A 25,043-nucleotide genomic window follows, 5' to 3' on the forward strand; every position below is an offset into this window, starting at 1 on the left:
CTAGTACGCGTTCTAGTTCTTCGGCTCAGTCTGCTGAGGCCCGGCCCGGCGGCGCAAGGGTTGTGCAGGGGTTGAGCGGACCAGGAGCGGCACCAATCCCCCGAAACAATGGCCGCGTTCTCTCTTGCGACTTGTAGAACCCGTTACTACGTTGCGGACACTTCTGATAGGCCGTCAGATCTCCCAGTCAGATCTCTGGAGTGGCCATGTCCTGTCCAGCGCTCCCCGAAGGCTTTGACCTCACCGACCCCGACCTCCATCAGCATCGGGTGCCACTCCCGGAGCTCGCCCGGCTGCGGCAGACCGCCCCGGTGTGCTGGATCCCCCAGCCCCACGGCATCGCCGGCTTCGGCGACGACGGCTACTGGGCCGTCACCCGCCATGCCGATGTCAAGGAGGTCTCCACCCGGCCGGAGATCTTCTCCTCCCACGCCAACACCGCGATCATCCGCTTCAACGAGCACATCCAGCGGGACCAGATCGACGTCCAGAAGCTGATCATGCTCAATATGGACCCGCCCGAGCACACCCGGGTCCGCCAGATCGTCCAGCGCGGCTTCACCCCGCGCGCCATCCGCGCCCTCGAGGACGCCCTGCGCGACCGCGCGGAACGCATCGTGGCAGGGGCCCGGGAGAGCGGCAGCGGGGACTTCGTCACCGATGTCGCCTGCGAACTGCCGCTGCAGGCGATCGCCGAGCTGATCGGCGTCCCCCAGCAGGACCGATCCAAGATCTTCGACTGGTCCAACAAGATGGTCGCCTACGACGATCCGGAACTGGCCATCACCGAGGAGATCGGCGCCGAGTCGGCCATGGAGCTGATCTCGTACGCCATGAACCTCGCCGCCGACCGCAAGGCGTGCCCGGCCAAGGACATCGTCAGCCGGCTGGTGGCCGCCGAGGACGAGGGCAATCTGGGCTCGGACGAGTTCGGCTTCTTCGTACTGCTGCTCGCCGTCGCCGGCAACGAGACCACCCGCAACGCCATCAGCCACGGGATGCACGCCTTCCTCACCCACCCCGACCAGTGGGAGCTGTTCAAGGCCGAGCACCCCGCCACCGCCGCCGACGAGATCGTGCGCTGGGCCACCCCCGTGATGTCCTTCCAGCGCACCACCACCCAGGACACCGAACTGGGCGGACAGCACATCGAGGCGGGCGCGCGGGTCGGTGTCTTCTACTCCTCCGCCAACAACGACCCCGAGGTCTTCGACCGCCCCGAGGACTTCGACATCACCCGCGACCCCAACCCCCATCTGGGCTTCGGCGGTGGCGGACCGCACTTCTGCCTCGGCAAGAGCCTGGCGGAGCTGGAGATCCGGCTGATCTTCCAGGCCATCGCGGACACCCTCCCGGACATCCGGCTCGCGGGTGAGCCCCGGCGGCTGCGTTCGGCCTGGCTGAACGGGATCAAGGAGCTGAGGGTGACGTATACGTAAGCTGTTCGTGCCGTGCCAGGAGTCCCACAACCTCCCGGACGCGGGCACACTGACCGCCATGAGCGAGATGTACGGTCCGCACGGCGCGGCCGGCGATCGGCGAAGACTTTTCGACTTCATAGCCCTGACCGCCCGCCTTCGTGAGATCGAGCGCGCCAACAACGCCACCCCGGAACGCAAGGAAAGCGTCGCGGAGCACTCCTGGCATCTGGCGATGGTGACCTGGATACTGCACGGCGAGTTCGAACGCGAGGCCGGGCAGCGGCTCGACCTCACCAAGATGCTCAAGCTGTGCCTGATGCACGACCTCGTCGAGATGGACGCGGTGGAGCGGGGCGCCGGGGGCGGTGAGCCCCCGCGCTTCGCCTCGCTCCCCGCCCCGCTCGGCACCGAACTGCCTGCGCTGTGGCGGGAGTACGAGGAGGGCCGTACGCCCGAGGCGTGTCTGGTGCGCGGGGTGGACCGGCTCAACCCCACCCTGATGCGCTGCCTGACCGGCCAGGGCTGGGGCGATATGGCCACCGACAGCCACGCTCCCGTGGACGCCGAGGCGCTGGACGGGCTGCATCTGCCACGGGTCGCCGTGAGCGAGACGCTGCGCGCGCTGTACGAGGAGATCAGGAACACCTCGGTGGAGGGCGGGCTGCTACCGCCGTGAGGCCCGCCCGCCCTCCGGAATCCCGAGGCGCCCCCGGACGCCGCTACTTGAACGGCACGTTGACGCACGCCACCCGGGCGCCCGCCTGCCCTGCCTTGCCCGACGCGGTGCCCGTCGCATGCTGGTGGATCACCACGGAACGGGCCTCACCGGCCCTGAAGTTCCACTTCACCCAGGACTTGGCCCAGCCCTTACCGGCTCCGTTGGTGGCCACATCCAGCCACACCTCGTTGTGCGGGTTGGCGTACTTCGGGTTGGTCGAGGGCTGCTTGGGATCCTTCTTGTTCTGGTAGTGCGGCCCCGACGAGTCGGGCTTGGTGCCACACGGCTTCGTATGGACATGGATCCCGAAGTGGTGGTCGGCCGCGAGGCCACGCACGCTGATGAACACGAACGTGCCCTTGTGCATCGGGTAGTGGCCGTGATTCTCCCCACCTTCGTGGTGGTTCTTCATGCCCTTGCCGCTCAGCCGCGCCTCCGCGATGAACACCGACGCGGACGTCGGCACCAGCGACTTGTCGTACGTCACCGCACTGGCGGTCTTCGCCTGCGACGCCGGCTGGAAACTGTCGTGGACGATGACGAAGGGGTGCGGCGGCGCGGCGGCTGCGGGGGTCGCTATGGCCATCGAAGCGCCCATCGCGACCGCCGCGGTTACTGCCTTCACCAGGGACATCGTTGTTCCTCCTCGGTCGGGGTCCCCGCTCCCCGTCTCGATTCCCGGATCCCCCCGTTTAACGCGCTTTCACGCCTTTCCGCCCCCTTCTCACCACGCTAGACCCGCTGGTCATGCCGCTCAACGCGAGCCCGTCCCTCTTTTGGGGGCTCAGCCCCGGCATCGGCGGGCTCGGCGTCGACCGGCTCGGCGTCGTCGTGCCCACCGCTACGCTGCCGCACCAGCCCCGGTACCAGCCCTCTGGCCCGGGCGAGCGCGGCGCCCATCGACGCCGACAGCGGTGGCGCCTCCTCGCGCGGGCGCTTGCCCACACCGAGCAGCACGTACTGCAGCCCGAATCCGGCCGAGACGATGGCCGCGCCGCCGACCGCGTCCAGCACATAGTGGTTGGCGGTGCCCACGATGACCGCCGTCGTCAGCAGCGGGTACAGGATGCCGAGCACCTTCGCCCATACGTACGGCGCCACGATCGCGATGACCACCCCGCACCACAGCGACCACCCCACGTGCAGCGACGGCATGGCCGCGTACTGGTTGGACAGCTTGGTGAGCGCGCCGAAGTCCGGGTTGTTCAGATCCTGCGGGCCGTGCGCGGTGTCCACGTACCCGAGCCCCATCAGCCGCGGCGGGGCCAGCGGGTAGAGCCAGAAGCCGACCAGGGCGAGCATCGTGGCGAAGGCCAGCGGCGTACGGGCCCAGCGGTAGGTCGCCGGGCGGCGCAGATACAGCCAGGCCAGCAGGGACAGCGGGATCAGGAAGTGGAAGGTGCTGTAGTACCAGTTCATGAAGTCTTTGAGCCATCCGGTGTCGGCCACGATGGCGTTGAACCAGTGCTCGATGTCGATGTGCAGCCAGCCCTCGAGGGTGAGCACCTGGTCCCCGTGGCCCTCGGCCACGCTGCGCTCGTCCGGGGCGTGGGCGCGGATCCAGGAGTAGGCGAAGTAGCCGACGCGGATCAGCATCAGCTCGAGCATCAGGTTCGGGCGGGACAGCGGCCGCTTGAGGAAGCGCAGCAGCGGCACCCAGGCGAAGCGGCTCTTGGCCGGGTCGGCGACCGGCGTCGGCTCGGGGTCGTCCCAATGCGGCGAGGTGCGGGAGTGGAACGGCACCACACAGGCGGCGACGAGCGCGGCGAGAAGCGGCGCATTATAGCCGATATGTCCGAGGGTCTCGATGTCGGGCAGCAGCGCGGTGCGGCTGAGCGACATCGTCAGCACCACCAGAACCGGCCACACCAGCCGGTCGGAGGCGCGCCGCCCCACCCGGCCGACCACGGCCAGCAGGATCCATAGCTGCTGGTGCTGCCAGGAGGTGGGCGAGACCGCGAGCGCGACGCTGCCGGTGATGGCGGCGGCGAGCAGTAGCTGCCCGTCCTTCGCGTAGTGCACCGCGCGCCGCAGGCCGATCACCGTGACGGCGACCGCGAGCACGGCCAGCAGCGCCAGCTCGACCGGGCCCTCGAGGCCGATGCGCAGCAGCAGCCCGTGCAGCGACTGGTTGGCCAGGCTGTCGGCGGGCGCGCCGAGCCCGGCGCCGCCGATGTGGTGGCCCCAGTACGTCCACGAGTCGTGCGGCATGGCCGCCCAGGCGAGCGCGGTGCACCCGGCGAACGTGGCGCCCGCCAGCGCCGCGGCCCGGCGCCGTCCGATGAGCCACAGCACGACGGCGAACAGCAGCAGCGCGGGCTGCAGCGCCGCGGCCACCCCGATGAGCACACCGGCCTGCCGCCCGGAGGTTCTGGGCAGCAGGCTGAGGACGACCAGGAGCACCGGGATGATGCTGGTCTGGCCGAGGGTGAAGGTGTTGCGCACCGGAAGCGAGAGCACCAGCAGGCTGATGGCCAGCGGTGCGGCGATCAGCGAGGTGCGGCGGGAGACCGGGCCGGGCAGCGACCGGGCCACGACCAGCCCGAGGACCACGACCAGCAGCAGGGTGCCGAAGGTCCAGGCGACCCCGAGGCTCTGTTCGGCGGCCCGGGTCAGGGGCTTGAGGACGAGCCCGGAGAACGGGGTGCCGGTGAAGGAGTCCCCGTCGTACAGCGACCCCCTGACATGCAGCACACCCTCTTCGCCGATCCAGGTCTCCAGGTCGGTCAGCCGCTCATCGGGGGGCAGCCGCAGCACCGCCGCCGCCTGACGGACCGCCAGCACACCGGCCAGGAGCCACAGGGCCGCGAGCCCCATTCTGGTCCGTGACGTCCGCGCCCCGACGGCACCGGGGCCCGGCCCCGTGTCCGGGGTTCTCCCCAGTCCGCTCCGCTCCACGTTCGCCACGCCCTGCCGCTCCCCCACTCGCCCTTTTCACCTGTCCTGGATGTCTGGAGACCCTACTGAGCCCACTACTCAGACGCCGAACACTCCCACTTCACCTGACCGTCGTCCGAGGTTGTCCGAAAGATGTCAGGCTTTGGCGGGGTGCTTGCGCTCCGCGTGAGTCCGTACGGTCCGGCCCAATTTCACCAGGGCTGCGGGGTGCGCCGCGAATCGGGACCCGCGGCGCGCTGAAATGTTCCCGGCGTCACACCGAAGCACCGCACGAACCACCGGTGGAAGTGGCTCTGGTCGGCGAACCCCGCCTGGGCCGCGGCCTCGGCCGCGCTACGGCCCGTCACCAGCAGCCCGCGCGCCCGGCGCAGCCGGAGCTGCCGCTGGAAGTCGCTCGGCGCCATCCCGTAGGCGGAGCGGAACGCCCGGTAGAGCGCGAAGCGGCTGCACCCGGCGGCCTCCGCGAGCCGCGCCGCCGGGATCTCCTCCAGGTACGCCTCCTCCAGCAGCGCCCGGGCCCGCCGCGCGGCCCGAGCCTGCTCACCGCTCCCGCCCGGCAGTTCCCGGGCGCGCAGCGGCCCGGTGGCCCCGCGCCGTACCAACGCGCCCACGGCCGCCGTCAGCCGCTCGTCCCGCACGAGTGGACCGGCGCCACCGACCAGGGCGGTATGCAGTCGCAGCAGGGCGGGGACGAGTACGGGATCGGAGACCACCGGCCGGTCGAACAGCGGCAACGCCGCCCGGTCGGCGGCGCTGTCGGCCACATCGGCGAGAACATTCCCCATCACATCGGGACCCATGTGGACGATGCGGTACTTGTAGCCGAGCTCGGCGGCCGCCTCCCCGTCATGCGGATCGTCTGGATTGAAGACCATCACCATCCCCGCCCCGCTGGTCCGCAGCGCACCCCGGCACCGGAAGCGCTGGGCGCCGATCTCGGTGACGGCGAAGGAGTAGGCGTCATGGCTGTGGGGATGGAAGCGATGGCTGAAGAAGTGGGCGTGCATGGCCTCCACGGCCCGGTCGGGATCACGCCAGTACCGGGCCCAGTCCGCGGGCCCCCGCTCTCCTTCTCCTGCCACACCCACGCCCCCATTGTGCCGCCATGCCGCGTACCACCCCCGCACCAGCGTTCAAGACCCCAGGCCGGAACGGTGGCGAGACTGCCGTCCATGCGTTTCGACACCAAGATCGCCGTCATCGTCCGCACCGACCTCGCCGACTGGCAGAAGCTGAACGTGACCGCGTTCCTCTCCAGCGGCCTGGCGCACGCCACGGACGAGATCGTCGGCAAGCCGTACGAGGACGCCTCGGGCAACGTCTACCTCCCGATGTTCCGCGAACCGGTCCTCGTCTACGCCGCCGACGCCCCCGCCCTCACCCGCACCCACGCCCGCGCCCTCTCCCGCGACCTGCCGACGGCCCTCTACACGGAGGAGCTCTTCGGCACCAACAACGAGGACGACAACCGCGCGGCGGTCCGCGCCATCGACGCCGACGCGCTGAACCTGGTCGGCCTCGCGGTCCACGGACCGCGCGGCCAGGTGGACAAGGTGACCAAGGGCCTGAAGCTGCACGGCTGAGGGTGAGGCACCGCCGACGCGCGACATCGGCTACGGCAAGATGGGGCCATGAGCGTAGTCAAGATCAATGTGCTGACCGTGCCGGAGGAACAGCGCGAGGTGCTGGAGAAGCGCTTCGCGTCACGCGCCGGAGCCGTGGAGGGCTCCGACGGTTTCGAGTGGTTCGAGCTGCTGCGCCCGGTCGAGGGGACCGACCAGTACCTCGTCTATACGCGCTGGCGCAGCGAGGAGGACTTCCAGGCGTGGATGGAGGGCCCCATGAAGGCGGCCCACCAGCACGGCGGCGAAGACGCCCCGAAGCAGAAGCCCGCCGCGGCCGGCTCCACCCTGTGGTCCTTCGAGGTCGTCCAGCAGGCCGCGCCCAAACAAGGCTGAGACGGGCCCCTTACGAACATCGTCAGCCCCCTGGCCCTGGCCAGAGGGCTGGCGGTTTCGTGTCGCACCCGTCAGTACGACCGACGGATGGTCAGGTGCGCCGATACGCATCGGGGGCACTGGCACGGCGGCCAAATCGAGGTCTCCAGCGGCATCAGGGGGTCGGTGGACCTGATCACGCGCGTCGGCCCGTAGGTTTTCCCGCTGTCCCGCGAAACGCGCAGCGTCATCATCGCGCGGCCCTTCACCGGGCCGCCTCGCTGTGCAGCGGGCCGTTGTGGTGCCGCTGGAGTTCGATGAGACACGTGGTCGCCCACTTCTGATCCCCGTTACGCCTTGCTTCGGCTTGCTGTCGTAACAGCGCCCCGCACACATCGCAGTCGTCGTTGGGCGTGTTCGCGGGTGGGGTGGCTGGGCTAGTGTCCGACACGTTGTCGCTCCTGTTAGCGATGGCCATGCCCCCGGGCCGGTCGCACGGTCGCGGGGGTCCTTGCGTACGCTCAAGACAACCGTGAATGTGCGGTCGCGGTTGGTGATCGTATGGTGACTGCGCGGTGACGGCCGTACCCTGGTCACCATGGGCAGCGGGGAGTTCAGCCAGAGGGTCCGCGACATGCTTCGCGACCGGGACATGAGTGTTCGGGCGGTCGCCCGCCACCTGAATTACGACCACGCCTATCTGTCCCGCGTGCTCTGCGGGAAACAGCAGCCGTCGACGCAACTCGTCACGGCGCTGGACACCCTGCTCGAGACAGACGGGGAACTTGCCGCAATCGCGGCACGAGTAGCACCGCCGCCAGTTTCGCCCGAAGCTGCTGAATCACCGGCCATCACTGATCGGATACTCAGACTCAACGAGGCACGTGGAGCTGACTTCGTACACGCCATCCGGGAGACTTCCCGTCGGCTGGTCGTCCTGGACAACGAACTCAGCGGAGTATCGATCGCAGAGCCCGCAGGCCGCGCGTTCAAGGTCGTGCATCGGCGGCTCGGAGTCGGAGACTACGACCCTCGGTACGAGCGCGACATTCAGTCGGCGGCTGCGGAACTCGCGGAAGTCGCCGGATGGGCTCTCTGGGACGCGGAAAGAGACGACTCCGCACAGCGCTTCAACTATGAGGCGCTATTCCTCGCGAAACTCTCCGGGGATCGCTCCATCGAATTGCTGACGCTACAGAACATGGCGATGCAAAGTGAATGGCGCGGACGGAACCAAGAGGCGCTGTCCATCGCCCGGTCGGTGCTCAACGGAAGGCGGCTGTCCCCACGCGTGGAGGCGATGTTCCGCATCCGTGAAGCGAAGGGGCTGGTCGGCACGGGACGTACGTCGGATGCCATGGAGTCGCTCCAACGCGCCCGGTCACTCATCGAAGACGGTAACGACGTCGGTGAACCGGACTGGACATGGTGGGTGACCAGCGGGGAAATCGACCGCCAGTGGGGTCACACACTTCAGATCGCCGGTGAAGTAGAGAACGCTATCGAGCTACTACTGCAATCCGTACAACCAGGGCGTGACGTCACGACCGGCTACTCAAGCGAGCGGGTGGCACGGCTCGCACAATGCCTACTGGACGTCAGTGCCTGGCGCGACGCGGAAGACGTCATCAGATCCCTGGTCACTGCCGCACCCGGAATCTCCTCGGGACGGACCCTTCGCCTCATCGGCCACGTCGCCAAGCAGCGCGAAAGGCTGAACGGTGCGCCGACAAGCCTTACGGACACTCTTGAGCACCTGACAGAAAAGCTCGACGAGGATCCATTCACGCTGTGATCGTCCCGAGGGCGGCACTGGTGCCGCCCTCGGGACGATCGGGTATCAGCGGCGGGTTTCGATCTTCAGGTCACCTGCGGTCACGTTGCGGATGTGATCACTGGCGAGCATGTCGTGCGGGAAGCCGAGTTCAATCGCGCTGGCCTCGTCGAGACGGGCCAGTTGGGCGGCGGTGAAGTCGACCTCCAGGGCGCCCAGATTGTCCTCCAACTGGGCGGGGGTGCGGGCGCCGATGATCGGTGCCGTCACGCTCGGATTCCGCAGGGTCCAGGCCAGCCCGACCTGGGCGGGTGTGACGCCCAGCTCCGTGGCGACCTCCTTCACGACATCGGCGATGGCGAGGTTACGTTCGGTGAGCGTGCCCAAGGCGAGGTTGAAGCTCCTACGGGTGCCGTCGTCGGATGCGACGTTCGTCGCGGTCAGGTCGTCGCGGCTGTACTTGCCGGTGAGCACCCCGCCGGCCAGGGGTGAATACGGGAGCACACCCAGCCCCATCTCGCGTGCCATGGGGATCAGGTCACGTTCCCCGGTACGCTCGATCAGGTTGTATTCGATCTGGAGCGCGACCAGCGGCGACCAGCCGCGCAGGTCGGCGATCGCCTGCATGCGCGAAACCTGCCAGGCCGGGGCGTTGCAGATCGCCACGTACAAGATCTTGCCCTGCCGGACCAGATCGTCCATGCCGCGCAGAATCTCCTCGACCGGTGTCGTGAAATCCCATACGTGCAGGTAGAGCAGATCGATGTAGTCCGTATTGAGCTGTCGCAGACTAGCTTCTACCGAGGCGAGCAGGCTCTTGCGGTGACTGCCCGCGGAATTCGGGTCGCCGGGCCGGCGCAGCGTCGTGTATTTCGTCGCCAGCACCAGGCTTTCGCGGTTGTCGCGGGTGAATTCGCCCAGCATGCGCTCGGAACTGCCATTGCTGTAGGTGTTGGCGGTGTCGATGAAGTTGCCGCCTCGCTCGACGTAGCGGTCGAACAGCTTGCGCGCCTCGTCCTGCTCGGCTCCCCAGCCCGACTCGGTGCCGAAGGTCGCCGCGCCCAGCGCCAGCGGTGAGACCCGCAGCCCGGAGCGGCCCAGCAGCCGGTAGGTGTCGAGGGTGAGCGACATCGTGTCCTCCTGTGCTCGTGATCCGTTGTCGAGAACAAGGCTGTGACCGCCGCGAGCCGGAGGTAAGGGAAAGAGGTTCCTGGGAACGCCAGTCCCACCCTGGCTGTTGGAACGCATATGACGACCCACACCGTGGACACAACACAGGAGCTGGCCGCGTTCCTGCGGGCCCGGCGCGAGCGGCTGGACCCGCGCGATCTCGGTCTGCCGTCGCGTCGGCAGGCCCGGCGGACCCCGGGACTGCGCCGCGAAGAGGTCGCCGAACTGGCCGGGGTCAGCGTCGACTACATCGTCCGGCTGGAACAGGGGCGCGGACTGCGGCCCTCAGCGGACGTGGTGGAGGCGCTGGCCCGGGCGTTGCACCTGGCCCCCGTCGAACGCGCCTACCTCTTCAACCTGGCCCAGCAGCGCCCCCGCAACACCGACAAGCCCGCCACCACCGCGGCGCCGCCGCTGGCCCATCTGGTCGCCGACTTGTCGCCGCTCCCGGCCATGCTGATGAACCACCGCTACGACATCCTGGCCTGGAACCGCGAAATGACGAGGCTCCTACTGGATTTCGACACCCTGCCTCCGTCACAGCGCAATTCGATGTGGCTGTGCCTGATGCATCCGGAGATACGCGAGTTCTACGTCGATCGGGAACGCGTCGTGCGAGATGGGGTCGCCCATCTGCGCGCCGCGTGGGCCGCGCATCCGGAGGATCGGGCGTTGACCGACCGCATCGCCGAATTCATCACTCACGACGAGGAATTCGCGCGATTGTGGGCCGAGCGGGACATCCAGGTCAACGGCCGCGGGCACAAGGTGATGCGGCATCCTGACGTCGGTGTGATCGCAGTGGATTTCGAAGTGCTCATACCGCTTCAAGATCCGGATCAGCGATTGGTGATCTTCCGCCCCGCAGACGATGAGAGCCAGTCGGCATTGGACCGGTTGTGCGCACGGTGACATCACCTTGGCCTTGGCCGTCGACGCTGCGATCGTTGCCGTGGGTCGCACACTCTCACGGAGGCGTCGATGAATCCGCATGATGACGACAGCACGCGAGCGGTCTGGAGCAGGTCCCAGTCCAGCGGTTGGATGCTCGCCGTCGGCGCGATCCTGGCTCTGGGACTGATCGTCTTCGCCGTCGTCGACGAGAGACACCGGTCCGTCAGCCTGGGCCTGCTGCTCGCGGCGGCCGCGTTCCTCGTCACGGGGGCCATCAAGGTCACCGTTTCGCCACGGGGCGTCACGGTGGCCTCAGCTCTCGTCCCCTTCCTGCGGCAGAACATCGCGATGGACCGGATCGCGGGTGCCACGGCACGCCGGACCCGCCCCATGGAGATCGGCGGCTGGGGCTACCGGTGGAAGCCGGGCGTGCGGGCGGTCTCGCTCCGGGCGGGCGACGCGCTCTGGCTTGAACTCACCCGCGGAACCCGCTTTGTCATCACGATCGATGACGCGCAAACGGCGGCGGAACTGGTCAACCGATACCTTCCCCCACGTCATGCGGGCCGCTGACCCCGCTCCTCACCAACGCCCGCGCTTCGCGCACCCCTGAAGAAACGAGCTGGCTCAACCGGACGGCGTGACCGCGGACCACAACGCCGAACCACTGCTCGGCGCCGCCGTCGGATGAGGCCAGCAGGCTGGAATCACACCAGCTCGGGCTGCGGTTCCGGTTGCAGCGCCGGTGCGGCCTTCGGGTCCCACAGCCTGGTGGTCCGTACGTAGCCGTGGATCACCGAGGCCATGGCCAGCAGGAGAAGCGGTCCGAACAGCCACGGATGTCTGGCCATCTCCATCGGCAGATAGCGATAGGAGACCAGGAGCGCGGCGAAGACCGTCGTGCCGTGGGCGACCAGTAGGATCGCTGACCGGTCCCAGCCACGTGCGAGCGCGCGCAGCACGGTCTCGATCGTGAGGCTGAACACCACGCCCGCGATGAGATCCACGCCGTAGTGGTAGCCGAATCCCAGCGTCGCGCCGAGCGTCGCGATCAGCCAGAACGTTCCCGCGAACCGCAGGATTCGCGGGCCCTGGCGGGAATGGATGAAGATCGCGGTGGCCCACGCCGTATGCAGGCTGGGCATGCAGTTGCGTGGCGTGATCTCGTCGAACGGTATCGAGTGCGGGGCGCTGATGGGCGGCAGCGTGTGCGGCCACAGGTTGGCCGTCGCCCACAGCTCGCCGCCGGTACCGAAGGCGCCGGTGCCGTAGGCGAAGATCGGTCCGACCACCGGGAAGATCATGTAGATGGCCGGCCCGAGGAGGCCGATGGCCAGAAAGGTGCGCACCAGATGGTGGCCCGGGAAGCGGCGCTCGACCGCCACGTTGCGCAGTTGATAAACCGAGACGATGACCGCGGCCACCGGAAGCTGAGCGTAGACGAAGTCGAGAACATGGGCACCGATCGGCCCCATGGCCGCGACAATCCGGCCTGCCAGCCACGACGGGTTGCCCAGCGCGTGATCGGCGGTTGCCAGGTACGGGTCGAGCACCGCCGGGCGGGTCTTCGCCGTGATGAGCAGCCAGGTATCGCCGGTCTTGCGGCCGGCCACCAGCAGCAGGCCCAGCCCGACGCCCTTGAGCAGCAGGGCGCGTTCCCGGCCGGTGCGGCGCGTGACCGCGATGACCACGCAGCCCAGCATCACCCACAACGCGCCGTTGCCGAAGGGGTGGCCGTCGGTCAGCTTTGCGCCGACCGCCCACCGCACCAACAAGAAGACGACGTCGATGCCGATCGCGGCACCGGCCGCGATGAGCCGCTCCCGCCAGGTGAGCACCAACATCATCAAGCCCATACCGGAATACAGCAGGAAGCCCGACTTGGGGGGCAGTATCACCTCTTGCACCTGATTGGTGACCGGCCCCGGCAGGCCGTAGCGACGCGCGGCGATCTCCAGCGCGATGAAGAACCCGAGGGCCACCACACCCGCCGCGGCGTACAGCATCACCCGTGGTCGACGCCACGTGACGAACGTGGTCCTGCGGCTTATCCGGGACATCACCCGCGATGCTATAGGTATCAATGCTTTGGCCGATTTGCTAGATGTTGGGCATTGGTCACCCTTCGTACCGGATAGCGCCGTTTTCCGGCGAAGGGCGGACGATGGGGGTTCTCGTCGTAAGGTCCGATCATGCTAACGGAGCGATACGGAAGAGTGCCGTCGCAGCGCCGTAGCCCCCCAGTCGGGCCTCGCAGCCCCAACCGGGCCTCGTAACCCCAGCGGGCCGCGGGGCCCCGGCCGACCGCGGGACCCCCTCGGGGTCGGCGGGCACCTCCGTGAGCCGACCGCGCTCGCCCGTTTTTTAAAAATGCCTGAAACAAGTTCTCCCCAATGAGACAGCCCTCGCCCCGGAGGTAGGGTCAATACACCGACCCAGAAACACATTCGGACAGAACGAAAGAACGTGCGCGAATGATGGCATCCCCCACTGCCACCGAGAGCGACACCAAACGATCGATCACCGTGCGCGCCGGAGAGGCGAGCGGTGACCGCATACGTTTGAGCGTCTACGACATGCTCATCGGGCTGGTCTACACCCCACGTACCTTTTTCTACCGCGAGACGCTCGACGGCGAAGCACTTCGCGCCTCCCTAAGCAGAACACTGCTCAACTTCCCGATGGTTTCAGGCCGCATGAAGAAGGATCCCGACGGCCGTCTCAGCGTGCTCTGCGACGACGCCGGTGTGCGCTTCATCGAGACATACGCATCCCAGTCCATGCCGGATCACGGGCCTCACCACACGGCGAAAAAGGGCATCAATCGCTATCTGAGTCAGGTCAACCCGCTTCAGGTGGTCGACGCCGACACACCGCTATTCACGGTGAAGCTCACCCATATGAAAGGCGGCGGCTCCGTTCTCGGTGTCAACATGAACCACGCCGTGGCCGATGGATCCGCCTATATGCGGTTCATGGAGGGCTGGTCGAAGGAGCATCGAGGGCTCGGGTACCCCACACCCGGCCACGACCGCGGCATCATCGACGCCCTCGCGGCGCCGGTCGCGGATGACGCCCGGCCGGACAACGACCACTTCACGGTCACCAAGCGCGGCCGGAAGTCCGCCTATGTGGCCCGTATCCTGCTGAGCGCCGTCGCCAAGGTGACGACGATGGTGACCACCCGCTTCACCGCCGCCGAACTGGCCACCATGAAGGACGCCGCGATGGCCGACCTCGCGGGCACGGAGCGATGGGTGTCGACCAATGACGCGCTGACCGCCCATCTCTGGAAAGTGCTCAGCGCATTGCGGGACCGCCCCGACACGAGCGAGGAAAGGCTGGGCCTCCTCGCCGACTTCCGTGCTTTCGGCGGCGGGGCCGTACCGGACGGCTACTGGGGCAACACCGTCACCAACACCCGGCCCGGGATGCCCGCGGCCGAACTGCGCTCCCGCCCTCTCGGCGAGATCGCCACGGCGGTCCGCGCGGGCTATGCCGAGAACACGGAGGAGAAAATCCGCCAGGAAACGGCGTTCCTCTGTGCCGAATACGAGGCGGGACGCCTCAAGCGCGTCCTGCCCACCATGACGCTCGACAAGTTCGAGAACACCATCGTGATCAACAACTGGTCGAAGCTCCCCTTCTACAGCCTCGACTTCGGAGCGGACACGCCCTTCTGGTACGACGTCCCGGCGCTTCCCACTCCCTGGACCGTACTCATAGCGCCGACTCCGGCGGACGAGCCCGGTGGCCGCGATGTGCATATGGCAGTGCCCCGTGCATTGGTCCAGACCCTTCAGGAACAGTCCTGGACCGACCGGTTCCACTGTTACGCGGATTCCGACGAGGCATCCGCGCTGACTTTCGGATCGCCCAAAGCCGGAGGGTGACGAAACCGAAAGCCGAGGAAAGCGGAAGACCCTGGGCCGTGGGGGCCGGCGCCCCCACGGCCCGCATGAGCCCCACACGGCCCGTATGCGCCCCGCCCTGTCCACCCTGTCCGCCCTGTCCGGATCTCATCGGTCGCGGTCAGGGCCCCGTGCCCCGGAACGGTCGGTTCACGTAGTGTCATGGCGTGTACGGGAGTGTCAGCGAGAAACCAGCGCCCGCCCGTGGCAGCGGGCAGCACATCCTGGTCGTCGACGATGAGTCGAGAATCGCCGAGCTGCTCTCGACCACCCTCGAGCTGGCCGGTTACCGGGTCGGCACCGCGGCCACCGGCGGAGAGGCGCTCGATCGGGTCGGCCGGGAGCGACCCGACCTGGTGATCCTCGATGTGATGCTGCCCGATCTGGACGGCTTCACGGTGTGCCGCCGCCTGGTCGCGGCCGACGAGAACCATCCGCCCGTGCTCTTCCTCACCGCCCGCGACTCGCTGGACTCGCTGGTCACCGGCCTCGGCATCGGCGGGAACGACTACGTGACCAAGCCGTTCCGGATCGCCGAGGTGCTGGCCCGGGTGCAGGCCCTGCTGCGCACCCGCACCCGGCGGCGGGAGGAGCCGCCGCCGCGCTACGCGGATCTGCTGCTGGACGATACGACCCGTCAGGCGCGACGCGGTCGGCGGGCACTGGAGCTGACCCCCGCCGAGTTCCGGCTGCTGCGCTATCTGCTGGTCAACGCGGGGCAGGTGCTGTCCAAGGAACAGATCGGCGAACATCTGTGGATGGCGGACCACGGGCGCTACGGGGACAACGCCATCGAGAAGCTGGTCTCCCGGCTCCGCCACAAGGTCGACGAGACCGGGCCCGCCCTGATCCACACCCGCCGTGGCTTCGGCTACTGGCTCGGCCGGCTCGCTTCCGCATGAACATGAATGAGCACCACGGGGACGGCCGGCGCCCTGAGGAGGACGCGTACGAGCGCCAGCAGCGGCTGGAGGTGATCCTGCACGAGCTGCGCACCTCCCTGACCACCATCCGCGGCTGGGCCGAACTCCCGCTGCAGGGGCTCAGCGACGACCCCGAGCTGATGGTGCGCGCCCTGCGCCGGATCCAGGACGAGGCCGACCATATGCACGAGGCGGTCCAGCAGGTGTCTCCGCGCGCGGACACCTCCTGGGTACGGCCGCTGGACACGGAGCCGGTGGATCTGCGGGACGTGGCCGACGAGGCGGTGGCGGATCTGGGGCTGCTCGACCCCGAACGCCCCATCGCCCGCGAGAACTCCGGCCGGGCGACCCTCGTCGCCGACAACCGCATGCTGCGGCACGCCATCCGCAATCTGCTGGGCAACGCGCTGCGGCACACCCCCGCCGGGTCCCCGGTGACCGTGGCGGTGCGCGGCCCGGTGGCCGGGTCCGGTGGGCAGCAGCACGTCGAGCTGTCGGTCAGCGACCAGGGGCCGGGTATGAGCCCGCGCGACATCGCCCGGCTCACCTCCCCCCGCTCCGCGGACGGCCGGATCGAGCTGGGCGGCGGCCTCGGCCTCTCCATCGTGCGGCGGGTGGTCGAGCGGCACGGCGGCGAGGTGAGCGTGCGCAGCGCACCGGACCTCGGCACCACGGTCACTGTGACCTTGCCCACAGTCAGCGTTTCGTCAGGAAACTGACCGGAGGGCGTCAGGTCGAGCGGGTTCGCTGGTCATCGTCCCCGTAACGCGAAGGTTCACGTCCCCCCTGACGCGAAGGTTCACGCTCCGCTCCCATCGGAATCCCCCACCCGAGGAGAGACATGACCGAGACGCTGGCAGAGACCAAGGCCGAGGCGGAAGAGCCGCTTCCGGAGTTCCCGATGCCGCGGGCGACCGGCTGCCCCTTCGACCCGCCCCCGACCACACGGGCGCTGCACACCGAACAGCCGGTCACGCGGGTACGGCTGTGGGACGGCAGCGCCCCCTGGCTGGTGACCCGGTACGCCGACCAGCGCGCCCTGCTCGGCGACCCGCGGGTCAGCTCCGATGCCACGCTGCCCGGCTTTCCGCACCCGAGCGCCGGCTTCCGTGAGAACGCCGGGCGGCGGCGCTCCTTCATCGCCATGGACGACCCCGAGCACGCCCGGATCCGCCGGATGGTCACCGGACCGTTCGCCATCAAGCGGGTCGAGGCGATGCGGCCCGAAATCCAGAAGATCACCGACGATCTGATCGACTCCATGCTGGCCGGGCCGACCCCGGTCGACCTGGTGCGCGCGTTCGCGCTGCCGCTGCCGTCGCTGGTGATCTGCCGGCTGCTCGGAGTGCCGTACGAGGACCACGACTTCTTCCAGCGCAACAGCTCGCTCTTGATCAACCGGCACTCCTCGGTCGAGGAGGTGGTCGGCGCCGACAAGGCGCTGACCGACTATCTGGACGACCTGGTCAGCGCCAAACTCGCCGCCCCCGCCGACGACATGCTCTCCGAGCTGGCCGCCCGGGTCAGGGCCGGTGAGCTGACCCAGCGCGAGGCCGCCAACATGGGCGTGCTGCTGCTGATCGCCGGCCATGAGACCACCGCCAACATGATCGCCCTCGGCACCGTGGCCCTGCTGGAGAACCCCGACCAGCTCGCCGTCCTGCGGGAGACCGACGACCCGAAGGCGGTCGCCAAGGCCGTCGAGGAGCTGCTGCGCTATCTGACGATCGTGCACAACGGCCGGCGCCGGGTCGCGCTGGAGGACATCGAGATCGGCGGCGAGACCATCCGCGCCGGGGACGGGATCATCGTCTACACCGGCACCGGCAACTGGGACGCGGAGGTCTTCCCCGAGCCCGAGCGGCTGGACATCGGCCGCGACGCCCGCCGCCACATGGCGTTCGGCTTCGGCGTCCACCAGTGCCTGGGCCAGCCGCTGGCCCGGATGGAGCTGCAGGTGGTCTACGGCACGCTCTACCGCCGTATCCCCACTCTGCGGCTGGCGACCGGGATCGACCAACTACCGTTCAAGGACGACGGTTTGGTCTACGGCGTCTACGAACTGCCCGTCACCTGGGCGTCATGAGCAGCGGAGGCAAGGGAGTCACCATGCGTGTGGAAGTCGATGTTCCCAAGTGTGTGGCGTCGGGTCAGTGCGTGATGATCGCGCCCGACGTGTTCGACCAGCGGGAGGAGGACGGCATCGTGATCCTGCTGGACGAGCAGCCCGCGCCCGAACTCCACGCCGATGTGCGCGAGTCCGCGGTGGTCTGCCCGGCGGCGGCGATACGGGTGATCGGCAAGTGAAGCAGGTGGTGGTCGTCGGTGGATCCGCCGCCGGTCTGGCGGCGGCGGAGACGCTGCGGCGGGAGGGGTACGAGGGCACGATCACGCTCATCGGCGATGAGCCGTACCACCCGTACGACCGGCCACCGCTGTCCAAGCAGATCCTCGGCGGGCAGTGGGAGCCCGACCGGGTGCCGCTGCGCGCGCCCGCCGATCTGGACGCGCTCGGCCTCGATCTGCGCCTCGGGGTCGCCGCGACCGGCCTCGACCTCGCGGGCCGTACGGTCGCGCTGGCCGACGGGGAGCGGGTGCCGTACGAGGGCCTGGTCATCGCCACCGGCGTCCGCCCGCGCCGACTGCCCGGCGGCGGGGACGGCAACGGGGCGGGGGACGGGGACGGCACCGGCGAACGCGGGGAGCGCGCGCATGTGCTGCGCACCCTGGACGACGCCCTGGCCCTGCGGGACCGGCTGGGCCCGGGTCGGCGGCTGGCGGTGGTCGGCGCCGGGTTCCTCGGCGCCGAGGCCGCCGCCGTCGCCCGGGGGCTCGGTACGGAGGTGACGCTGCTGGAACCGGCGCCGGTGCCGCTGGCCCCGGCGGTCGGCGAACGGGTCGGCCGGGTGCTCGCCCAGGCCCACCACGACCACGGCGTCGATCTGCGCACCGGCGTCATGGTGGCCGAGGTGGCCGACGGCGGGGTGCGGCTGGCGGACGGCACCCTCGTCGAGGCCGATGAGGTGCTGGTCGCGATCGGCTCGGTGCCCAACACCGGCTGGCTGGAGGGCAGTGGCCTCACCCTGGGCGACGGCCTGGAGTGCGATGAGTACAGCGCCGCCGCGCCGGACGTCTACGGCGCGGGGGATGTGGCCCGCTGGCACAACCCGCTGTTCGGTACGGCGATGCGCATCGAGCACCGGACCAACGCCACCGAACAGGGCATGGCCGTGGCCCGCAACCTCCTCCGCCCGGACGAGCGGCGGCCGTTCGCGCCGGTGCCGTACTTCTGGTCGGACCAGTACGACCTCCGGATCCAGGCCCATGGCCATCTGCGCGGCCACGAGGAGGTCGCGATCGTGGAGGGCGCCCTGGAGGAGCGGAAGTTCCTGGCCGTCTACCGCTCCGGGGACCGGGTGGCCGGTGTGCTGGCCGTCGGGATGCCCCCGAAGGCGATCCGCACCTGGCGCCAGGCGGTCGCGACACGGGCCGCGTGGCGGGACGCGGTGGGGGAGCTGGTGCCGGAGGGGGCGTAACGCCCCTCGGCCGCGGCTGCGGGCCGTGGCCCCGGCGGCGCGGGTACCGTACGCGCCCCGGCGGCCCGGCCGCAGTCGTAGCCCAACGGCCCAGTGCAGGCCGTGGCTCAGCGGCTCAGGGCAGGCCGTGGCCCGGCGGCCCGGCTGCGGGCCGTGGCCCCGGCAACCAGCCGCAGGCCGCGCCCCTGCGGCGCCACTACGACCCGCGACCCGACGGCCCCGGCCGCAGGCCGTAGCCCGACTCGGGAAGGGGCGGGGGCGGGGGCCGATCAGCCGCCCAAACACTCCCGCACGGCGGCGACGAGGCGAGTGGCGCGGGCGTCGCCGTGGCCGATCATGCGGTTGGCCACATAGGCGAAGCCCACGCCGAACTCGTCGTCGCCGAAGGCGAACTGACCGCCCGCCCCGTCATTGCCGAAGCTGCGCTCCCCCAGCATCGGCCGGAAGGACGGCGAGTCGAGCAGAAAGCCCGAGCCCCAGCGCGCTCCCATGTCGAAGCCCAGCCATCCCTTGCCGGACGAGATCTCGCGGACCGCGTCCGTCACGGTCTCGGGGCTGAGCAGCCGCCGATGGCCCTCGATACCGGTCACGGCCGCCGCGTACAGCCCGGCGAGCCCGCTCGCGGACGCGGTGGCGCCCGCGCCGGGCAGCTCCATGCCGAGCAGCGCCGGGTCGTTCCAGCCGTGCGGCTCGTCGAGGCCGGGGAAGACCAGCGCGCCGTTCATGGTCACGATGCGGGTCAGCAGATGTTCGGGCCCCGGCATCCCGGGCCGTCCCTCGGCCTCGACCAGCCGGGCCCGCCCGTCCAGCTCCGCCGTCGGCAGCCCGATCCAGGCCCGCAGCCCCAGCGGATCCCCCACGGCCTGACGGAAGTACGCGCCCGGGGTGTGGCCGGTGATCCGCCGGATGACCTCACCGATGAGGAAGCCGAAGACATGGCCGTGGTACTCGTACGACGCTCCCGGCTCCCACAGCGGCGTCTGCCCCTCGATGGCGCGGATCACCGGCGCCCAGTCGGCGATCTCCTCGAACGTCAGCACCCGGTCGAGCACGGGGACCCCCGCCCGGTGCCCGAGGACCATCCGGCAGGTGATGGCCTCCTTGCCGTACCGGCCGAACTCCGGCCAGTACCGGCTCACCGGGGCATCGAGGTCCAGCCGTCCCTCCTGGGCGAGGAGGTGGGCGCAGACGCTCACGACGCCCTTGGCGCACGAGAACACCGGCACGGCGGTGTCCCTCTCCCACGCCCGCCCGCTCCCCTGGTCCGCGACCCCGCCCCACAGCTCCACGACCTTGCGTCCACCGGCGAAGACGGTGACCGCCGCCCCGAGCTCGGGAAACTCCTCGAAGTTCCGGGCGAACACCTCGGCGACACCGCCGAACCCCTCATCGGCCCACCCGCTGTACCGCTCCATCGCGCCCCGCCCCTTCACGGCCCTCTGCCTGGCCCTGCCTGATCACAACCGCGCCACGGTAGGCCGTGGCCCGCCCCCAGTACGACCGATTTACGACCTGGTCGGCGGCATGAGGTATGGCCGCCGCCCGGAGGGGATCCGGGCGGCGGCCAAGGGGGTTTAGTGGTGGTGTTGTTGTTGACGGTGTTCGGCAGTCAGATGCTGATGAGGCGCTCCAGCACATTGCGGTAGCCCCGCATCGCCAGGCGCAGCTCTTCCGTCTCCGAGATGACCACGTCATCCTCGTGCCAGGCGGCACGGAGCGTGCCGCGGCGCTCGGCCAGGAGATCGGCGAGCCGGGTGGCCACCTCCGCGAGCAGGGCATCGGCCTCCTCGACGGCGCCGCGTGGGGAGTCCACGAAGCCGCTGACCGCGTACCGCAGCCGCTGGGCCAGCATGTCGTGCTCGCTTGTCGGCAGGACGGGAAAGCTGGGGCCGTTCGGGGTCTTCGGCTGCTCGGCGGGCGACACGGACGGTCCGGACGACGCGGACGACGCGGACGACCCGGGCGGCTGCTGTGTCGTCGGCTTCGTTCCGTTCGACGGCCGCGATCCGTTCGACGGCATCGGCGAGTGCCAGGACGTCATCGGATCCGCCGCTTCCCTGTTGTCCCTGTTGGCCACCCCCTGGGACAGCGGCGCCACTTCATGCTTCTCCAATGCATGGCGCCGCCGGCCGTCGTGCTCCGCCGGGTCGGTCGGATCCGTCACCACGCGCCGCCCTTCCTGGTGTGACCGAACCGCGTATGGCCCGTCCCGGCCCTGGTTCCGGATCCGGTACCAGCCCCGGTCCCGGTCCCGGGCAGCCACCGGCGCAGTCCGCTCCCGCTCCGCCGCTCGCCGTAGGGCTGCCGCGCGGTCTCGGGGCCGGTCGTGGCGCCGGTCGTGGCGCCGTGGTGCGGGGGCCTGACCAGGTCCTCGAAGAACGGCCGGGCGTGCACCACGGCCTCACGCAGCTTCTCGGTGTCCGCGCGCCCCTCGCGGGCGAGACCGGCCGTGTCATGGATCTGCCGGTAGCCCTGGACGTGCTCGGAGTGGTGCACGGACAGCGCCGCCACCTGCTCCTCGTAACGGTCCGACGGATAGCCACGGTCGTGGGCGAGACGGGCCAGCAGCCGATCGGCGCTGGTCACCGAGCGTTCCGGAGACTCGATGAACATCTCCTGCACGGCCGCCCACTCGGCCACATACCGCTCGCGCAGCTCACCGGGCAGGGGCTGGGTCCTCAGATCGCCGTACAGCCGCAGCCGTTCGTCCAGTTCCCGCTCCGCCGCCTTGGTGTCGCCCGCGTGCTGGGCGACGTTCAGTTCGTACTCGGGCCCGAAGCGGCGTCGCAGAACGCGTTCCCTACGGCTGGCGCCCGCACGGACGACACGGATGATGAGCGCGGCCGCGAGGACGACCGCGACGACAACCACGATGCTGATTGCAGCAGTTGACATGGTCTGCTTCTGCCTTCCCGCTCGCTTCCCCCTTCGCGTTCGGGGGGCTCCTCTATTCGGGTAGCCCGGACTTCGGCGCTCAAACTGCGGTGCGTGAGGCCGATGGTGGGTGCCAGGATGCCGACCATGACGACTACGCCACGTGCCCAGGCCGGTTCGCGCGCCTCGGCCTCCCCCGCGACGGAGCCGACGAGAGGCTGGACGATCGCCACGCGGCCCGTCGGCGATCCGGTCTCGGCCATGCTGCTGCGCGAATACCTCGTCGATGTCGCCGACCGCTACTACCAGCTCCACGAGGAGCGGGACTCGACCCCGGAGGAGATCGAGCAGGCGCTCGCGGAGATGCCCAGCGACGATCTCGCCCCGCCGCGGGGGGTCTTCCTGCTGGCCCATCACGACGGCGAACTCGCCGGATGTGCGGGGGTGCGGCTGATGGACGAGCGTACGGCGGGGCTGACGCGTGCGGCGGAGCTGAAGCGGGTGTACGTACGGCCCGCCAAGCGGGGGCTGGGCGGCGGCGCCGCGCTGCTCGCGGCGGTCGAGACGGCGGCGGGCGAACTGGGCGCCGAGCGGATCGCGCTCGATACCCGCCTCGACCTGGTCGAGGCCCGCGCGCTGTACGCGCGGCATGGGTACCGGGAGGTCCCGGCCTTCACGGAGGGGCCGTACGCCGAGGTCTGGATGGCCAAGGAGCTGGGCTGAGGCCCCGAGGTCAGGGCGTTCGCGGTGGCGGTGGGCGGCGGTGGTCGGGGCGGGGCGTTCCGTCTCTCGGCTGTTCCGCGTCGGAGCCGCACAGCTCGTGCGTCAGCTCGTCCACCAGCTCGCTCAGGTCGGTCGGGCGGTCGGGTGACCACCAGTCGCCCAGGAGTTCCGCGAGGGACGCCTCGCGGGCCCGGTAGAGCCTGGTCGCGACCTCGCGGCCGTCGTCCGTGAGGATCAGGTCCAGTCCGTAGCGGCGGCCGAGGCCGCGCTCCTCGATCTGCCGGGCCGCCTCGGTGATGGCCCGCAGCGGTACGGGCGAGCGCTCGGCGAGCATCGCGGGTTCGACCGAGCCGTAGTGCTGGATGCGCAGCAGCATCCAGCTCGCGGCCGGTCCGAGGTCGAGGCCGGCGCGCCGGGTGATGTCGACGTAGATCTTCCGGCGGCCCTCCCGGCTGCCGAGCAGGGACAGCGCCCGGGCGCATTCCTCGTGCGAGGAGCGTTGGACGGGGTTGCTGGCGAGTATTTCGCTGCCGTCGGGCGCGGTGACGCTGCCGCGCAGCGGCTCCTCCCGGAGGTACCAGGCGAGGAGGAAGGCGAGCAGCACGACCGGCACCGCGTACAGGAAGACGTCGGTGATGGAGACGGAGAACGCGTGCCGCACCGCCGCCCGGTCCCCCGGGGACAGCCGGCCAAGGCTGCGGGGATCGGAGGTGAGGGCGCCGGGGGTGATACCGGGTGGCAGGCGTCGTCCGGCGAGGGCGTCGGCGATATGGGGGCCGAGGTTGTTGGCGAAGATCGTGCCGAAGACGGAGACGCCGAACGAGGCGCCGATCGAGCGGAAGAAGGTCGCGCCGGAGGTGGCGACGCCCAGGTCCTGATAGCTGACGGAGTTCTGCACGATCAGCACCAGCACCTGGATGACCAGGCCGAGGCCGCAGCCGAAGACGAAGAAGTACGCACTCATCTCGGCCACCCCGCTGGACTCCCGCAATTGGTGCATGAGCAGCAGACCGATGGCGGTGATCGCGGTGCCCAGGACGGGGAAGACCTTGTAGCGGCCGGTGCGGCTGACCAGGTGACCGGAGACGGTGGAGGAGACGAGCGTGCCGAGGACCAGCGGCAGGAGGTGGAGGCCGGAGGTGGTCGGTGAGACGCCCTGCACGATCTGGAGGAAGGTCGGCAGATAGGTCATGCTGCCGAACATCGCGAAACCGACGATGAAGCCGATGACCGCGCAGAGCGTGAAGGTGCGGCTGCGGAAGAGCGTGAGCGGCAGCACCGGCTCGGCCGCGCGGAACTCCACCTGTACGAAGGCCGCCAGCAGCGCCATGCCGACCACCGCGAGCCCGATGATCTGCCAGGACCCCCAGCCGTAGGTGACCCCGCCGAGAGAGGTCATCAGCACCAGGGCGGCGGCGACCGCGGCGATCAGGAAGGTGCCGAGGTAGTCGATGGTGTGCGAGGTGCGGCGCACCGGGATCTGCAGCACGGAGGCGACGACGAGGAGGGCGACGATGCCGATGGGCAGGTTGATGTAGAAGACCCAGCGCCAGCTCAGACGGTCGACGAACACCCCGCCCAGCAGCGGCCCCAGCACACTGGCGGCGCTGAAGACGGCGCCGAAGAGGCCCTGGTAGCGGCCACGGTCACGGGGCGGGACGATATCGCCGACGATCGCCATCGACAGGACCATGAGGCCGCCGCCGCCCAGCCCCTGCAGCGCGCGGAAGGCGATGAGTTCCGCCATGTTCCCGGCGAGCCCGCACAGCGCTGAGCCGATCAGGAAGATGACGATCGCGGTCTGGAAGAGCCTCTTGCGGCCGTACTGGTCGCCGAGCTTGCCCCACAGCGGGGTGGCCGCGGTCGAGGCGAGGAGATACGCGGTGACGACCCAGGACAGATGCTCCAGGCCGCCGAGGTCGCTGACGATCGTGGGCAGCGCGGTGGAGACGATCGTCTGATCGAGCGCGGCGAGCAGCATGCCGAGCAGCAGCGCGCCGATGGCCACCAGGACCGTGCGCCGCGGCCGGCCCGCTCCCGGGCCCAGGGCCACGGCGTCGGGGGCCCCTGGGGCCGGAGCCGGGCTGCCGCCGTCCCGCGCCATGGCGACTCCTCCTCGCTCCTCCGTTCCCTCTTCATCCTCACCCCATCCTCACCTTTATGCCCTGTTACGGCCCGCCGTGCCGGTCCGCACGGCGGGCGAACACCTGCGCGGAAGGGGATCGGATGCGCATAATCGCTGCGAACTCCAGGGAGGGAAAGTT

The 25,043-nt window shown here is 69.6% G+C and carries 23 protein-coding genes; 14 read left to right on the top strand and 9 right to left on the bottom strand.

The genetic code is table 11. The features are described from left to right. Positions 1–206 precede the first annotated feature (206 nt). Positions 207–1,439, top strand: a complete 1,233-nt coding sequence (locus tag CGL27_RS15820) for a cytochrome P450 (RefSeq protein ID WP_119987594.1) — start codon at positions 207–209, stop codon at positions 1,437–1,439. A 58-nt stretch (positions 1,440–1,497) separates the two neighbouring features. After that, positions 1,498–2,097 carry an HD domain-containing protein gene (locus CGL27_RS15825; RefSeq protein WP_119994408.1) on the top strand — a complete coding sequence of 200 codons (600 nt, stop codon included), beginning with the start codon at positions 1,498–1,500 and terminating at the stop codon, positions 2,095–2,097. Positions 2,098–2,140: 43 nt separating this feature from the next. Here CGL27_RS15825 and CGL27_RS15830 read toward each other — a convergent pair whose 3' ends face one another. The 3 genes from CGL27_RS15830 to CGL27_RS15840 all read right to left on the bottom strand — a co-directional run bounded on the left by CGL27_RS15830 (position 2,141) and on the right by CGL27_RS15840 (position 6,044). Then, positions 2,141–2,773 carry a superoxide dismutase family protein gene (locus tag CGL27_RS15830; protein ID WP_119987597.1) on the bottom strand — a complete coding sequence of 211 codons (633 nt, stop codon included), beginning with the start codon at positions 2,771–2,773 and terminating at the stop codon, positions 2,141–2,143. Between the two features lie 98 nt (positions 2,774–2,871). Further along, positions 2,872–4,956 carry a bifunctional glycosyltransferase 87/phosphatase PAP2 family protein gene (locus CGL27_RS15835; protein WP_119987600.1) on the bottom strand — a complete coding sequence of 695 codons (2,085 nt, stop codon included), beginning with the start codon at positions 4,954–4,956 and terminating at the stop codon, positions 2,872–2,874. Positions 4,957–5,228: 272 nt separating this feature from the next. After that, on the bottom strand, positions 5,229–6,044 hold the full coding sequence (locus CGL27_RS15840) for an AraC family transcriptional regulator (protein ID WP_119987603.1): 816 nt from the start codon (positions 6,042–6,044) through the stop codon (positions 5,229–5,231). Positions 6,045–6,209: 165 nt separating this feature from the next. Here CGL27_RS15840 and CGL27_RS15845 point away from each other — a divergent pair, with 165 nt between their 5' ends. The 3 genes from CGL27_RS15845 to CGL27_RS15855 all read left to right on the top strand — a co-directional run bounded on the left by CGL27_RS15845 (position 6,210) and on the right by CGL27_RS15855 (position 8,769). After that, positions 6,210–6,620 carry a DUF2000 domain-containing protein gene (locus CGL27_RS15845; protein WP_119987605.1) on the top strand — a complete coding sequence of 137 codons (411 nt, stop codon included), beginning with the start codon at positions 6,210–6,212 and terminating at the stop codon, positions 6,618–6,620. A gap of 48 nt (positions 6,621–6,668) precedes the next feature. Beyond that, positions 6,669–6,995 (top strand): antibiotic biosynthesis monooxygenase, encoded by a 327-nt coding sequence (locus CGL27_RS15850; RefSeq protein WP_078641130.1) that lies wholly within the window; start codon positions 6,669–6,671, stop codon positions 6,993–6,995. 577 nt (positions 6,996–7,572) lie between these two features. Continuing rightward, positions 7,573–8,769 (top strand): helix-turn-helix transcriptional regulator, encoded by a 1,197-nt coding sequence (locus tag CGL27_RS15855; protein ID WP_119987608.1) that lies wholly within the window; start codon positions 7,573–7,575, stop codon positions 8,767–8,769. 45 nt (positions 8,770–8,814) lie between these two features. On the opposite strand, the gene CGL27_RS15860 is transcribed toward CGL27_RS15855, so the two are convergent. Continuing rightward, on the bottom strand, positions 8,815–9,879 hold the full coding sequence (locus CGL27_RS15860) for an aldo/keto reductase (protein ID WP_119987611.1): 1,065 nt from the start codon (positions 9,877–9,879) through the stop codon (positions 8,815–8,817). 117 nt (positions 9,880–9,996) lie between these two features. Here CGL27_RS15860 and CGL27_RS15865 point away from each other — a divergent pair, with 117 nt between their 5' ends. Beyond that, a complete protein-coding gene (locus CGL27_RS15865) occupies positions 9,997–10,830 on the top strand; it encodes a helix-turn-helix transcriptional regulator (protein ID WP_078641133.1) in 834 nt (277 codons plus the stop codon). A 69-nt stretch (positions 10,831–10,899) separates the two neighbouring features. After that, positions 10,900–11,385: a hypothetical protein gene (locus CGL27_RS15870; protein ID WP_119987614.1), complete on the top strand. Its 486-nt coding sequence runs from the start codon at positions 10,900–10,902 to the stop codon at positions 11,383–11,385. A 134-nt stretch (positions 11,386–11,519) separates the two neighbouring features. Here the strand turns inward: CGL27_RS15870 and CGL27_RS15875 are convergent, their stop codons facing one another. After that, the gene (locus CGL27_RS15875) at positions 11,520–12,818 is read right to left on the bottom strand and encodes a phosphatase PAP2 family protein (protein WP_119987617.1); all 1,299 of its coding nucleotides are present in this window, start codon (positions 12,816–12,818) and stop codon (positions 11,520–11,522) included. Positions 12,819–13,289: 471 nt separating this feature from the next. Between CGL27_RS15875 and CGL27_RS15880 the strand changes: the two genes are divergently transcribed. The 6 genes from CGL27_RS15880 (at position 13,290) to CGL27_RS15905 (ending at position 19,182) form a co-directional block, all read left to right on the top strand. Further along, the gene (locus CGL27_RS15880; protein ID WP_162952988.1) at positions 13,290–14,705 is read left to right on the top strand and encodes an acyltransferase; all 1,416 of its coding nucleotides are present in this window, start codon (positions 13,290–13,292) and stop codon (positions 14,703–14,705) included. 185 nt (positions 14,706–14,890) lie between these two features. Next, the gene (locus CGL27_RS15885; protein ID WP_119987622.1) at positions 14,891–15,625 is read left to right on the top strand and encodes a response regulator transcription factor; all 735 of its coding nucleotides are present in this window, start codon (positions 14,891–14,893) and stop codon (positions 15,623–15,625) included. 2 nt (positions 15,626–15,627) lie between these two features. After that, positions 15,628–16,365, top strand: a complete 738-nt coding sequence (locus tag CGL27_RS15890) for a HAMP domain-containing sensor histidine kinase (RefSeq protein WP_119987625.1) — start codon at positions 15,628–15,630, stop codon at positions 16,363–16,365. A gap of 122 nt (positions 16,366–16,487) precedes the next feature. After that, complete coding sequence (locus CGL27_RS15895) at positions 16,488–17,732, top strand: cytochrome P450 (protein WP_119987628.1); 1,245 nt, start codon at positions 16,488–16,490, stop codon at positions 17,730–17,732. Between the two features lie 23 nt (positions 17,733–17,755). Further along, a complete protein-coding gene (locus tag CGL27_RS15900; RefSeq protein WP_119987630.1) occupies positions 17,756–17,953 on the top strand; it encodes a ferredoxin in 198 nt (65 codons plus the stop codon). Continuing rightward, positions 17,950–19,182, top strand: coding sequence for an FAD-dependent oxidoreductase (locus CGL27_RS15905; RefSeq protein ID WP_205587703.1), 1,233 nt, complete (start codon positions 17,950–17,952; stop codon positions 19,180–19,182). Before CGL27_RS15900 ends, CGL27_RS15905 begins: the two co-directional genes overlap by 4 nt. 269 nt (positions 19,183–19,451) lie before the next feature. On the opposite strand, the gene CGL27_RS15910 is transcribed toward CGL27_RS15905, so the two are convergent. From CGL27_RS15910 to CGL27_RS15920, 3 genes are all read right to left on the bottom strand, one after another. Next, positions 19,452–20,597, bottom strand: coding sequence for a serine hydrolase domain-containing protein (locus CGL27_RS15910; protein ID WP_119987633.1), 1,146 nt, complete (start codon positions 20,595–20,597; stop codon positions 19,452–19,454). 194 nt (positions 20,598–20,791) lie between these two features. Then, positions 20,792–21,346: a hypothetical protein gene (locus CGL27_RS15915; RefSeq protein WP_240450513.1), complete on the bottom strand. Its 555-nt coding sequence runs from the start codon at positions 21,344–21,346 to the stop codon at positions 20,792–20,794. Continuing rightward, on the bottom strand, positions 21,343–22,077 hold the full coding sequence (locus CGL27_RS15920) for a hypothetical protein (RefSeq protein ID WP_078641143.1): 735 nt from the start codon (positions 22,075–22,077) through the stop codon (positions 21,343–21,345). Before CGL27_RS15920 ends, CGL27_RS15915 begins: the two co-directional genes overlap by 4 nt. A gap of 126 nt (positions 22,078–22,203) precedes the next feature. Here CGL27_RS15920 and CGL27_RS15925 point away from each other — a divergent pair, with 126 nt between their 5' ends. Continuing rightward, positions 22,204–22,779 (top strand): GNAT family N-acetyltransferase, encoded by a 576-nt coding sequence (locus CGL27_RS15925; protein WP_119987638.1) that lies wholly within the window; start codon positions 22,204–22,206, stop codon positions 22,777–22,779. Positions 22,780–22,789: 10 nt separating this feature from the next. Here the strand turns inward: CGL27_RS15925 and CGL27_RS15930 are convergent, their stop codons facing one another. After that, a complete protein-coding gene (locus CGL27_RS15930) occupies positions 22,790–24,883 on the bottom strand; it encodes an MDR family MFS transporter (RefSeq protein WP_205587704.1) in 2,094 nt (697 codons plus the stop codon). Between the last annotated feature and the right edge of the window lie 160 nt (positions 24,884–25,043).

The organism is Streptomyces sp. 11-1-2, assembly GCF_003595545.1.
Classification (GTDB): domain Bacteria; phylum Actinomycetota; class Actinomycetes; order Streptomycetales; family Streptomycetaceae; genus Streptomyces; species Streptomyces hygroscopicus_B.